We start from the raw sequence: 11,692 nt of genomic DNA on the forward strand, positions 1-11,692 counted from the left end.
AAAGGGGTTGCTAAACAAGAAAATCCAAACTATTAAAACCAATCCATACTAATCTTTATGCGAATATTTTGTTTTGTTTTATTGCTTTTATCAATACATGCCACTGGGTTTTCGCAGGAAGATGGGTATCTTTCGGAAACGGGAACTAATGGCAGGTTATTGGTAAAAAAAAATAAAATAACAAAGGAAATAGTTTGCAACTATTCATACTGCACCAATCTCAAGGGCATTCCTATTTTTGCTGACGTAAATAAAATTATACTTACAGACTCTGTAACCATTTTTTTTGACGAGTATGGCTGTATGCAAAAAAGGATAAGGGAAATGAAAAAAAGCCCCGGTTCTACCTTGGTAGATACTTTTTACTACGATTTAAGCAATAGGCTGGTGCAAATTGGTTCTACCACAAACATGAATGGGCAGGAAGCCGATATAGGATATGCCATATACACATATAACAATTTTGGCAAAGTTGCTCGCCATAGCTCTTCATACACGCTTCAAAACGGTATTATAAAAAATAGCGAGGATGAATATGTTTATAACGATAATGGGCAGTTGATAGAAGTATGGAAAAAATCTAACATTAGCTCTTTGGTGCTTAGTGAAAAATATTTTTACACAAGAAGGGGCAGGATAAAGCGGATTGAAAATTATGATGGCGACTATAATTTGGTATTTAGGTATTGGTGGCGGAGCATCCGCATTTTTTCCAATAATGAAAATGAGTTTTACCATAAAACCAGGCTCTTTTTTAACAGGCACAACCAATGTGTTAAAAAAGTGCATGGCGACTGCGTAGAAGAATTTGTTTATAACCCCGATGGAACGCTTGCTGAGAGTAGCAAGCATTATGATGGAAATATGGTATCTATTACCACGCACAAGTATGTAGTGGAATAGAAAGCACTGTTATTCACACGTACATAGCATAGATATCCAAGAAAAGAAAACATAGAAATTTTCCTCTGTTTTTAGTTGTATAACCTTTTAAAGAATATGGAATGGAGAGAACAACTATGTTTCCTTTCTATTATACTAGCATATGTATATGTGAACTGGGTGTATAAAGCTTTTTCGCTTCATCCTGATACCCCCCAATCTATAAAAACCTTATCTTTGTCCTAGAAATGTACTTGATACAAACTACTTACAAAACTAGTGTCTTGGCATCCTAATCGTAGTTCTTTTTTTACTAATATTAAGATAGTTGTAGTCTCAAAATTTGGTCTTGTATTTATGGCTTTAAAATAGGCACAAATCAGGCACAAAATGAGCATAAATTAAGCACAAAATAAGCATAAATTACGCATAAAATAGGCATAAAATAAGCACAAAATACGCACAAAAATTTGATGTTATTGTTGATAATCAATGGCTTACAAGGGCGGCAACGATTTTTGAAAAAAACAGATAGAGTAAAAATTCCACAATAATGGCAAAACTGAAACTATTTTAATAAAAATGCAATAAAATAGATATTATAAAAATATTCAATAAAAAAAGCAAAAAACTTTTATGCACCCTGTGAACTATGTGCCTATGTGGTGAGTATATTTTTAAATATATTGCACCCTTCAAATTTTGCACATGAAATACCTGCCGCTCAACCCTGAAATATTCATCAATAACCGCAAGCGTTTTATAGCAGAAATGCAGCCCAACAGCATTGCCATATTTGTAAGCAACGACGAATTTCCCAAGAATGGGGATGCCCTCCATCATTTTAAGCAAAACAGCAGCCTTTACTGGCTTTCAGGCATTGAGCAGGAAGATTGCATGGTGATTTTATACCCAGGCTGCTACGATAAGCAGTATGAAGAAATATTGGTGCTAGTAAGGCCAAATGAACTAAAGGAAAAATGGGATGGCAAACGCCTTCGTGCAAAAGAAGCAACTGCTATAGCTGGCATACAAAAAATTGTATGGGTCGATTCTATAGATCCTATTTTGCAAACACTAGTGCATTTAGCAGATAATATATACCTGAATACCAACGAAAACGACCGCAAGGCAAGCCAGATACAATCGAATGAATACCGATTTATTGAGGAAATGAAAAGCCGCTACCCTTTGCACCATTACCTGCGTTCTGCTAAAATATTAAAAGTGCTGCGGGGCATTAAAACAAAGGAAGAAGTGGAAGTGCTGCAAACGGCCATTAACATTACTCAAAAAGCCTTTGAGCGTGTTTGTAAATTTATACAGCTAGGGGTTTTTGAGCATGAAATTGAAGCCGAAATTGTGCATGAGTTCCTGCGGAACAGGGCAACTGGGGAGGCCTATGGCAGCATTATTGCCAGTGGCGATAGGGCAAGGACACTGCACTATATTAGCAACAACCAAGAATGCAAGGACGGGGAATTGATATTGATGGATTTTGGTGCAGAATATGGTGGCTACTGTGCCGATTTAACAAGGACAGTACCTGTAAACGGCAAATTTACCCCAAGGCAAAAAGAAGTATATAATGCTTGCTTGGCAATACACAACTATGCCAAAGCCTTGCTGAAACCGGGCATTACCATAACAGATTACACAGACAAAGTAGGGGAGGAGGCAACTCAGCAGTTTATAAAAATAGGCTTGTTAACACAGGAAGACGTAGATAAGGAAGACAAGGAAAATCGGGCTTACCGCAAATACCTATATCACGGCATCTCCCATCATTTGGGCATTGATGTGCATGATTTGGGTACAAGGACAGAGCCACTGCAAGCGGGAATGCTATTAACGGTAGAACCAGGCATATATATAGAAGCCGAGCAAATGGGCATACGGATAGAAAACAACGTATGGTTAACCGAGGATGGCAATATAGACTTGATGAAGGATATACCGATTACGGTGGAAGAAATTGAAGCAGCGATGACGAAATAGCTATACAAATCTCATAAAACATTGCAGGGTAGAATAATAGTAGCCAAGGGTGAAATCTGTGGCAAGAGAATAGTTGAATAAACCACAAAAAAATATTTAAAATAATAAAATAATGAGTTCAATAAATAGTAGTGGTGAATTAATGATAGGGCCAACTAACCGCTTGATGCGCTTTATCCCTAATATCTTCACCTTACTTAATTTGGTATTTGGGTGTTTGGCTATTATTTACACCGTTCAAACAGGGTTGATACTTAGTTATGATAGCAATGGCGAAAGTTTAGTGGTTATACCTGAAAAAATATATCTAGCAAGCGTATGTATTGGCGCAGCGGCAGTTATTGATTTTTTGGATGGTTTTGTTGCTAGGCTGCTGAACGTGCCATCTGAAATGGGCAAGCAATTAGATAGCCTTGCTGACGTAGTAAGTTTTGGCGTAGCCCCTGGCATGATCATCTACCAGTTCTTGCGCCTTAGTTACGCACAGCAGCCCGATGGGCTTGATGTTAGTACATTGTGGTTGTTTCCTGCTTTTATAGTGCCTTGTGCAGGGGCTTATAGGCTGGCAAGGTTCAATATCGATACCCGGCAAAGTTATGGCTTCCGGGGGGTGCCTATACCTGCTGCGGGCTTGCTTATTGCTTCGTTCCCATTAATATATTGGTACAGCAATTCTGCTTTTATTGTAAGCTTGTTTAGCAATAAATGGTTTTGGTATGCGGTTATTTTTGTAGTCAGTTATTTAATGGTTTCTACGTTGCCAATGCTCGCAATGAAGTTTAAAAATGTAACCATAAAAACATTCCTGCCTTTTATAATTATTGCGGTAATTGGCTTAATAGCAGCATTCCTGGTAAAATGGATGGCTGTACCCGTTACATTTGCATCCTATGTTGTTTTATCCTTATTTTTTAAACAAAACAAAGCATGATTTATACAATTCATATCAATGTAATGCCGCTTAAAAATTTATTGGACCCGCAAGGCAAAGCGGTATTGAGTGGCTTGGCGAATTTAGGGTTAGCCGATGTAAAAGATGTAAGAGTAGGCAAGCGGGTAACCTTGCAAATTGAGGCCGATAGAGAAGATGCAGCTAGGGCAATAGCCGAGGAAGCATCAAAAAAGTTGCTTGCCAATGCAGTGATGGAATATTTTGAAATAGAAGTAGGATAATTAGTTAACAGTTAACGGTCAATAGTTAACAGACGTTGTCCTCAATCTTTAATTAGTACGCATCCTACAAACATTCAGCAAAGTCTGTTAACCGTCGTCCGTAAACTATCAGCTTGAAATTATGCTCTACCTCGTCCCTACGCCTTTAGGCAATTTAAAAGACATCACTTTCCGGGCAATAGAAATATTGCAATCGGTAGATGTGATTTTGTGCGAGGATACCCGGACATCATCCAAATTATTGCATCATTACAATATACAAAAACCTCTTTCTCCCTACCACCAGCACAATGAGCATAAAATAGCCGCACATTTGGTGCAGCAAATGCAGGCTGGCAAAACCTTTGCCCTGATTACCGATGCTGGCACACCCGCCATTAGCGACCCTGCTTTTTTATTGGTAAGGGAATGTATTGCCAACGATGTAAAAGTAGAATGCCTGCCTGGTGCTACAGCTTTTGTGCCAGCTCTTGTAAATAGTGGGTTAACCACCAATAGTTTTGTATTTGAAGGGTTTCTACCTTTAAAAAAAGGCCGGCAAACCAAGTTGAAAAAGTTGGCTTTGGAGGAGCGTACAATAATAATTTACGAAAGCCCCATGCGGTTGGTAAAGTCGCTGGAAGAGTTTGCGGTTTACTTTGGCAGCGAAAGGAAATGCTGCGTAAGCCGTGAACTCACTAAAATGTTTGAAGAAAACAAACGGGGTACTTTGCTGGAAGTGGCTGCATATTTTAAAGCCAAAACGGTAAAAGGGGAGATTGTGGTGGTGATAGAAGGAAAGGAATAGCTTATTATTAATATAGTGCCACTTAGTGCCTTCAAGGCTTTGTGGCTAATTTTTTTTCAAATAGCAAAAAATAATGTTTGATTTAGAAAAACTCATAAGGCCAAATATTAAGTCTTTAGTGGCCTATTCTTCTGCCCGTGACGAGTTTAGCGGCCAGGCAGATGTTTACTTAGATGCCAATGAAAATAGCTTGGGCAGCCCACTGACCAAATGGTATAACCGCTACCCCGACCCACACCAATGGGCTGTGAAAAAAGCATTGAGTGCCATAAAAGGCATTGCCCCAGAACATATTTTTCTTGGCAATGGCAGCGATGAATGTATCGATTTGCTGTACCGCTGTTTTTGCAACCCTGGCAAAGACAATGCAATTATTTGCCCACCTACTTATGGCATGTACCAAGTAAGTGCCAATATCAATGATGTTGAGCTAAGGATTGCCCCTCTGCTGGATGATTTCCAGCTAAACCTTGCCCATATTGAAACCTTGATAGATGAGAATACAAAACTTATTTGGCTTTGCTCGCCCAATAACCCAACAGGCAACTCGCTAAACAGAACGGATATAGAAATGGTGCTGAACAATTTTAGTGGCTTGGTGGTGATTGACGAGGCCTATATTAATTTTGCGAAGCAAAAGACCTTTATACAAGAATTGGGCGAATACCCCAATCTAGTAGTGATGCAGACATTCAGCAAGGCTTGGGGCTTGGCGGCCTTGCGTTTGGGGATGGCTTTTGCCTCAAAGGAAATTATTGATATTTTCAATAAAACCAAGCCACCATACAATATCAACCAAGCCACACAGGAGCTTGCCTTGAAAGCATTGGAAGAAGTAGGCCAGGTGAACGACATGATCAATGAAATTGTAGATATGCGTGAAGCCTTGGCAGATGTGTTGAAGCAAGTGCCAACAGTGGAGAAAGTGTACCCTTCAGATGCTAATTTTCTATTGGTGAAAATAAAGGATGCACATAAATTATATGGGTTCTTATTAACCAAGGGCATTGTAGTGCGGGACAGGAGCAAGGTGAAACTTTGCGAGGACTGCCTACGCATTACAGTAGGCACAGAAAAAGAGAATACAGATTTGATAGATGCGTTGGCAGAATGGCTTGAAGTAGCTAATTTTGGGTAGTGAAATAAGATTGGTTTACCCTAAAAATCATGAAATGTCAACAGAAGGAACAAAAGCAAACACGTGGAAATTAAAGACACCACCTCTATCCTCTGATTATGAAATGTATAAGGATGTAAAAGATGGCAAGGAAGTAATTGTGTGCGTGGTGGGCAAAACAACTTTGTTGTACGATTACCGTTGTTTAAATGATTTGCACGCAATGCTAAAAGCACATGGCAACTGGATGGAACTTGGAAGTGCAGACGAGCAAAAACCAGCAAAAGAAGGAACCGTAGAAGCATGGGGCCGTTCGGAAACAAACCCTGTTGGTGGGTGGTATGGCCTAAAAAAAGGGTTGCGTGGGCGTTTTGGTATGTATGTGCCACCGTTGATGGAAAAGCTGGGATTGGCAGAACTAACGCATGAACCCAAAAACAATAAGATGAAAGCTATGTAGGTTTATTATATTTTTTAAAGCTTGAGTAAAGCCTTTGACTAAATACTAGCATTTACCAAGATGCAGCTTATTCATCTCCAATTATTTTAATTATTTGCCCAATTTAAAAAACTACTTATATATTTGTTCAACAAGGTTGAATTAAAATAAAATAAGTTGAAAGTTGATAAAGACAATTCCCTGCAAAATATAGGCACCCGTATCAAACAAATGCGCATTTCCCAAAAAAGGGTATTGCAAGAAGTCGCAGATTTATGTGGACTATCTAAAAGTATGCTGTCAAAAATTGAAAACGATAAAGCGCTTCCTTCTGTAGCAAGTTTGGTAAAAATTGCCACTGTGCTTGGCACAACTATTTCCAGCCTAATGGAAGAAAATACAGGTTTAGATGCAATTTATACACCCAAGCAAAAATCGTTGAGCGGCCTTGCAAGAACTGGGAAAGGCTATGCCATTTTCCCTTTTGCATCTGGGTTCCATCACAAAAAAATGCAACCTTTTTTGTTCACGGCCAAAAAAGGGGAAGTAAAGCCACACCTTTTATCGCATGAGGGCGAAGAGTTTGTATTTGTATTAAAAGGAGAAATGAAAATGGATATTGGCAATACCAGCTATCATTTAAAAGAGGGGGATAGCCTATATTTTAATGCTACCCAAATGCACGGTATAATGCCCATTTCTGACGAGGTGGAATATATAGACATATTTGTATAAGTACCAAAATTAATCAATAATCATATAGAGATAAATAGCTTGCCATGAATCGGATTTTTTTTAAAACGTGTTTTGCTTTTTTTGTAATGATATGCTTCTTTATTAATGTAGAGGGGCAGGAGCAATCAGCAAGTAAGGCAATAGTGAATATAGACTTTGCCAAAGAAAAAGGTGAAATGAAACCGATATGGGCTTGGTTTGGCTATGACGAGCCAAATTACACCTATATGAAAGACGGCAAAAAACTGCTTTCAGAAATTGCTGAGTTAAGCCCAGTACCTGTATATGTAAGGGCACATAATTTATTAACGTCCGGCGATGGTACACCTGCCCTTAAATGGGGCAGTACTAATGTTTATACCGAAGATGCCAATGGCAATCCTGTATATTATTGGAATATTGTTGACAGTATTTTTGATACCTATATCCAGCGGGGCATGAAGCCATTGGCACAAATAGGTTTTATGCCAGAAGCATTGTCCACGCACCCACAGCCTTATAAACATACTTGGAAGCCTGGCGATCCTTATTCCAAAATAATTACAGGCTGGGCCTATCCGCCAAAGGATTACAAAAAGTGGGGCGATTTGTGCTACGAATGGGTAAAGCATTGCGTTGCTAGGTATGGGGCAAAAGAAGTAGCCAGTTGGTATTGGGAGGTTTGGAACGAAGCTGACGGTAGCTACTGGAAAGGAACAGCGAAAGAATTTTACAAGTTATACGATTACGCAGCTGATGGCGTAAAAAGAGCATTGCCTACGGCAAGGATTGGTGGATGCGATGCAACAACTGGGGGCATTAAATTTTCGGAGGGCTTTATTAGGCATTGTTTATACGATACCAACTATGTTACAGGTAAAATAGGCTCTCCGCTGGAAGTTTTTTTGTTCCATGCCAAAGGCAGGCCAGGATTGGTGAGAGGGGTAGTGCGAATGGATGTTAGCAAACAATTGCGGATTATCACGGACTATCTTACATTATTTGGCAAATACCCAGAGCTGAATGGGTTGCCAATTATTATTGGTGAATCGGATCCGGAAGGTTGTGCAGCTTGCGGCATGGCCACAAACCCGTCTAATGCTTATAGAAATGGCACCATGTATTCTTCCTACACAGCCGCTTCCATTGCAAGGGTATATGAATTGGCAGCAGCATACAACGTAAATTTGATAGGCGCGGTAAACTGGTCGTTTGAATTTGAAAACCAGCCTTGGTTTGCGGGCTTTCGCGACTTAGCTACAAATGGTATTGATAAGCCTGTTTTAAATGTGTTCCGTATGTTTGGCAAAATGGGGGGTCAATTTGTTGAAGCTAGCAGCAGTAGGATGTATGATTTAAAAGACATCCTCGATTCCAGCGTAAGGAAGCAGGCTGATGTAGGCGTATTGGCCTCTAAAAATGGTAAAAAAGCGGCTATTATGCTGTGGAATTACCACGACAATGATGGGGTGGGCGTTTCAGAACATGCCCAATTGAATATAAATGGCATTCCTGCTGAAAAAGCTACGATGGTTCAGTATATTATAGATACGGATCACAGCAATGCGTATGAGGCTTGGAAAAAAATGGGTTCACCTCAGCCGCCTTCTGAAAGCCAAATTGCTATGTTGGAAAAATTGGACGGGTTGCAAAAACTAGAAAAGGAACATAAAATAAATATTGTAGAAAAGGGCTTGCTCCTCAATATCGAATTACCTAAACAAAGCGTTTCTTTGCTTACTTTTGAGTGGAAATAGGGAATGTAGTAGCCTGCCACTTCGATACTTAGTGGCTAAAAAAATAATATTAATTATGAATAAAAAATTGTTGCCTGTATTGTGGCTTTCAATTATTGCTTTTGCGGGATCGGCAAATGGGTTTCCTGTAGAAATAGCCAAGAAAAATATGGCGAAAGATTTAATTGGTGATACCACTAATGCAGGCTTAAAACTTCCCCAAGGATTTACAGCCATAAAAGCGGCGGATCATATAGGTCAAGTTAGGCATATAGTAGTAACACCTCAGGGTACTTTGTATGCAAAAAGTTTCCGCACTGTAAACGGAAAAGGCATTTTTGTATTGAAAGATTTAAAAGGCAATGGCACGTATGAGGTGGTATCTACATTCGATAAGTTTGCTGGTACTGGCATAGCAATTAAAAAAGGCTACTTGTATGCTTCCAGCGATGAAGAGGTTTTTCGTTATAAATTAGATGCTAAGAACGAAGTGATTAACACCGATGCCCCTGAAAAAATAATAACAGGTTTAATCAATAGGCACCAGCACGAAACAAAATCCATAGCCTTGGATAACGAAGGCAATATCTATGTAAATATTGGTGGCTATGCCAATGCTTGCCAGGAAAGCGATAGGCAAAAAGGCTCAAAAGGAATAATGCCCTGCCCCATATTGGACAGTTCAGGTGGTATATGGGTGTTTAAGGCAAACAAATTGAACCAAACTTATGGCGATGGCACCCGCTATGCAACTGGCTTGCGCAATGTAGTAGGGCTTGATTGGAACCAGCAAACAAACTCACTTTTTGTAATGCAGCATGGACGTGACCAATTGTACGGCAACTGGCCAGAATATTTCGATTCAAAAGCAGGTGCAGAGTTGCCATCAGAATGTATGTACGAGTTGCACAAAGGTTCCAATTGCGGCTGGCCTTACATTTATTACAACCACTTGCTGCACAAAAAAATATTAGCACCTGAATATGGTGGCGATGGAAAAAAAGAAGGCAGCAGCGAATACCAAGACCCTGTTCTTGCTTTTCCTGGGCATTTGGCTCCAAATGGATTGCTGTTTTACACAGGCAACCAATTCCCTGAAAAGTATAAAAATGGTGCGTTCATTGCTTTTCATGGCAGTTGGAATAGGTCGCCCTTGCCACAGGCTGGTTATTTTGTAGTGTTTGCCCCTTTTAAAAACGGCAAGCCAACAGGAGAGTGGGAAGTATTTGCAGATGGCTTTTCGGGCAAGGAAGTTGTAACATCTACCCGTGGTGCAGAACACCGCCCTTGTGGCTTGGCCCAAGGGCCAGATGGTTCCTTGTATGTAAGCGATGATAGTAAAGGGACTATTTATAAAATAAACTACAAGAAGTAATTATGAATTAGGAATTAGGAATTAGGAATTAGGAATTAGGAATTAGGAATTAGGAATTAGGAATTAGGAAAGTTTGAAATCTATGTAAATTACCAAATTTCGTATTATAAAGTTAAAGCATTTTAAATAGCGTGTATGAAGAAAATGTTATTGGTAGCTATTATCTGTTCAGCTACAGTTTATGTATGGGCGCAAACACAAAAGCCAGCCAAGAAAAGCATTGCCCAATCCCCAGCAGCTTCTGCGCAAAGAGGGGCTGGCGTATATAAAACCGAATGCCTTAGTTGCCATCAGGCAGATGGGGGAGGGGTGCCACACTTAAACCCGCCTTTGTATGAAAACACGGATGTAGTGGGTGACAAGAAAAAAATTATCAGTATTGTTTTAAAAGGTATGACCGACCGGATACCTATTGATGGTGAATATTACGGCAATAACATGGCTAGCCATGCCAACCTTACCAACCAGCAAATTGCAGACGTGCTAACCTATATCCGCGCCAGCTTTGGCAACAAGGCTAGCGCGGTTACGGCAGAAGATGTAAAAGCTGTAAGGGGTGGAAAGAAAGCCTAGCTTTATAAAAAAGAACAAATGCAATGACTCCCTACTTTTAGGAAGGAGCAATTACATTTTCATCCCTGTAGCTGCTTTTGTTTTTACTAGCACTAAAGTCATCCCACAAATAGGGCATTTGCCAGGCTTGTCGGCAATTACTTTTGGGTGCATAGGGCAGGTGTATTTTTTTGTAGCTGTCTTCGTTTTCTTGGCAGTGCTATCTTGCATTGTTTGAGAAAAACTGACAACTGTTGCAAAAGAAAGTGTAAGGACTAAAAGTAACTTTTTCATTTTTTATATTTTATTGTTTAAATAAGAATGACCATACAAAAGTAACATCCTTTGTATGGCCATTCTTATGGAATTATGGGTAAGAGTTGTAAGATTATTGATTCTAAGTCAATAAAATGCGCTAGCTATTCTTCTTTACAGGTGTTAAAGCCATACCACATTTAGGGCATTTGCCATCTTTATCTATTCTTACACTTGGGTGCATGGGGCATGTATAGCCAAGTTTTGCTTTTTCCTTTGCTGATAGGTTCAAATTCATGCCACATACTGAACATTTGCCGGGCTTGTCGCTAACCTCGGTAGGATGCGATGGGCATATATACGTTTTTGACTGGGCTATTTTTGCCGCTTCTTTTTTAGAAAGGTTCAGCTTCATGCCACAAATGGGGCAATTGCCTGGCAGTTTCATGGCTATGGTGTCATGTTTTGGGCAGGTGTAATACTTGGTATGTTGCATCGTGTCTTTCCTGCCCCCTTTTATTTGTGCAAATACGGTTACAGATAAGATGGTTAAAACTGCCATCATCAGGATTTTCATTGTTTTCATTGTTATAATTTTATTATACAAAGTGAAACAAAAAAGCTGCCTTTGAAAATGACCCTTATCACGTTTGCTCATGCGTTA

At 39.6% G+C, this 11,692-nt stretch carries 13 protein-coding genes; 11 read left to right on the forward strand and 2 right to left on the reverse strand.

The features are described from left to right. Nucleotides 1–57: 57 nt before the first annotated feature. The 11 genes from ACHFIY_RS03305 (at nt 58) to ACHFIY_RS03355 (ending at nt 10,794) form a co-directional block, all read left to right on the forward strand. On the forward strand, nt 58–903 hold the full coding sequence (locus tag ACHFIY_RS03305) for a hypothetical protein (RefSeq protein ID WP_410844634.1): 846 nt from the start codon (nt 58–60) through the stop codon (nt 901–903). A 687-nt stretch (nt 904–1,590) separates the two neighbouring features. After that, nucleotides 1,591–2,880: an aminopeptidase P family protein gene (locus tag ACHFIY_RS03310; protein ID WP_410844635.1), complete on the forward strand. Its 1,290-nt coding sequence runs from the start codon at nt 1,591–1,593 to the stop codon at nt 2,878–2,880. 112 nt (nt 2,881–2,992) lie between these two features. After that, on the forward strand, nt 2,993–3,811 hold the full coding sequence (locus tag ACHFIY_RS03315; RefSeq protein ID WP_410844636.1) for a CDP-alcohol phosphatidyltransferase family protein: 819 nt from the start codon (nt 2,993–2,995) through the stop codon (nt 3,809–3,811). Then, entirely contained in the window at nt 3,808–4,053 is a 246-nt protein-coding gene (gene purS / locus ACHFIY_RS03320) for a phosphoribosylformylglycinamidine synthase subunit PurS (protein WP_410844637.1), read from the forward strand. Before ACHFIY_RS03315 ends, purS begins: the two co-directional genes overlap by 4 nt. A 121-nt stretch (nt 4,054–4,174) precedes the next feature. Then, the gene (rsmI, locus tag ACHFIY_RS03325; RefSeq protein WP_410844638.1) at nt 4,175–4,840 is read left to right on the forward strand and encodes a 16S rRNA (cytidine(1402)-2'-O)-methyltransferase; all 666 of its coding nucleotides are present in this window, start codon (nt 4,175–4,177) and stop codon (nt 4,838–4,840) included. Between the two features lie 73 nt (nt 4,841–4,913). Next, complete coding sequence (gene hisC / locus ACHFIY_RS03330) at nt 4,914–5,978, forward strand: histidinol-phosphate transaminase (RefSeq protein WP_410844639.1); 1,065 nt, start codon at nt 4,914–4,916, stop codon at nt 5,976–5,978. A gap of 34 nt (nt 5,979–6,012) precedes the next feature. Then, entirely contained in the window at nt 6,013–6,417 is a 405-nt protein-coding gene (locus ACHFIY_RS03335; RefSeq protein WP_410844640.1) for a DUF6855 family protein, read from the forward strand. A 156-nt stretch (nt 6,418–6,573) separates the two neighbouring features. Further along, nucleotides 6,574–7,131, forward strand: a complete 558-nt coding sequence (locus ACHFIY_RS03340) for a helix-turn-helix domain-containing protein (RefSeq protein WP_410844641.1) — start codon at nt 6,574–6,576, stop codon at nt 7,129–7,131. A 44-nt stretch (nt 7,132–7,175) separates the two neighbouring features. After that, entirely contained in the window at nt 7,176–8,867 is a 1,692-nt protein-coding gene (locus ACHFIY_RS03345) for a GH39 family glycosyl hydrolase (protein WP_410844642.1), read from the forward strand. 55 nt (nt 8,868–8,922) lie between these two features. Then, nucleotides 8,923–10,221: a PQQ-dependent sugar dehydrogenase gene (locus tag ACHFIY_RS03350; protein ID WP_410844643.1), complete on the forward strand. Its 1,299-nt coding sequence runs from the start codon at nt 8,923–8,925 to the stop codon at nt 10,219–10,221. A 135-nt stretch (nt 10,222–10,356) separates the two neighbouring features. Then, nucleotides 10,357–10,794, forward strand: coding sequence for a c-type cytochrome (locus ACHFIY_RS03355; RefSeq protein WP_410844644.1), 438 nt, complete (start codon nt 10,357–10,359; stop codon nt 10,792–10,794). Between the two features lie 51 nt (nt 10,795–10,845). On the opposite strand, the gene ACHFIY_RS03360 is transcribed toward ACHFIY_RS03355, so the two are convergent. Both ACHFIY_RS03360 and ACHFIY_RS03365 read right to left on the reverse strand, forming a co-directional pair. Next, a complete protein-coding gene (locus tag ACHFIY_RS03360; protein ID WP_410844645.1) occupies nt 10,846–11,067 on the reverse strand; it encodes a heavy metal-binding domain-containing protein in 222 nt (73 codons plus the stop codon). A gap of 121 nt (nt 11,068–11,188) precedes the next feature. Beyond that, complete coding sequence (locus tag ACHFIY_RS03365; protein WP_410844646.1) at nt 11,189–11,614, reverse strand: heavy metal-binding domain-containing protein; 426 nt, start codon at nt 11,612–11,614, stop codon at nt 11,189–11,191. Between the last annotated feature and the right edge of the window lie 78 nt (nt 11,615–11,692).

Source organism: Parasediminibacterium schistidii (genome assembly GCF_046546515.1).
GTDB lineage: Bacteria > Bacteroidota > Bacteroidia > Chitinophagales > Chitinophagaceae > Parasediminibacterium.

Coding starts and splice junctions, on each gene's coding strand:
- purS (WP_410844637.1), top strand. CDS start 3,808: ATGATTTATACAATTCATATCAATGTAATGCCGCTTAAAAATTTATTG.
- ACHFIY_RS03315 (WP_410844636.1), top strand. CDS start 2,993: ATGAGTTCAATAAATAGTAGTGGTGAATTAATGATAGGGCCAACTAAC.
- ACHFIY_RS03350 (WP_410844643.1), top strand. CDS start 8,923: ATGAATAAAAAATTGTTGCCTGTATTGTGGCTTTCAATTATTGCTTTT.
- ACHFIY_RS03335 (WP_410844640.1), top strand. CDS start 6,013: ATGTCAACAGAAGGAACAAAAGCAAACACGTGGAAATTAAAGACACCA.
- hisC (WP_410844639.1), top strand. CDS start 4,914: ATGTTTGATTTAGAAAAACTCATAAGGCCAAATATTAAGTCTTTAGTG.
- ACHFIY_RS03310 (WP_410844635.1), top strand. CDS start 1,591: ATGAAATACCTGCCGCTCAACCCTGAAATATTCATCAATAACCGCAAG.
- rsmI (WP_410844638.1), top strand. CDS start 4,175: ATGCTCTACCTCGTCCCTACGCCTTTAGGCAATTTAAAAGACATCACT.
- ACHFIY_RS03360 (WP_410844645.1), bottom strand. CDS start 11,067: ATGAAAAAGTTACTTTTAGTCCTTACACTTTCTTTTGCAACAGTTGTC.
- ACHFIY_RS03305 (WP_410844634.1), top strand. CDS start 58: ATGCGAATATTTTGTTTTGTTTTATTGCTTTTATCAATACATGCCACT.
- ACHFIY_RS03365 (WP_410844646.1), bottom strand. CDS start 11,614: ATGAAAACAATGAAAATCCTGATGATGGCAGTTTTAACCATCTTATCT.
- ACHFIY_RS03345 (WP_410844642.1), top strand. CDS start 7,176: ATGAATCGGATTTTTTTTAAAACGTGTTTTGCTTTTTTTGTAATGATA.
- ACHFIY_RS03355 (WP_410844644.1), top strand. CDS start 10,357: ATGAAGAAAATGTTATTGGTAGCTATTATCTGTTCAGCTACAGTTTAT.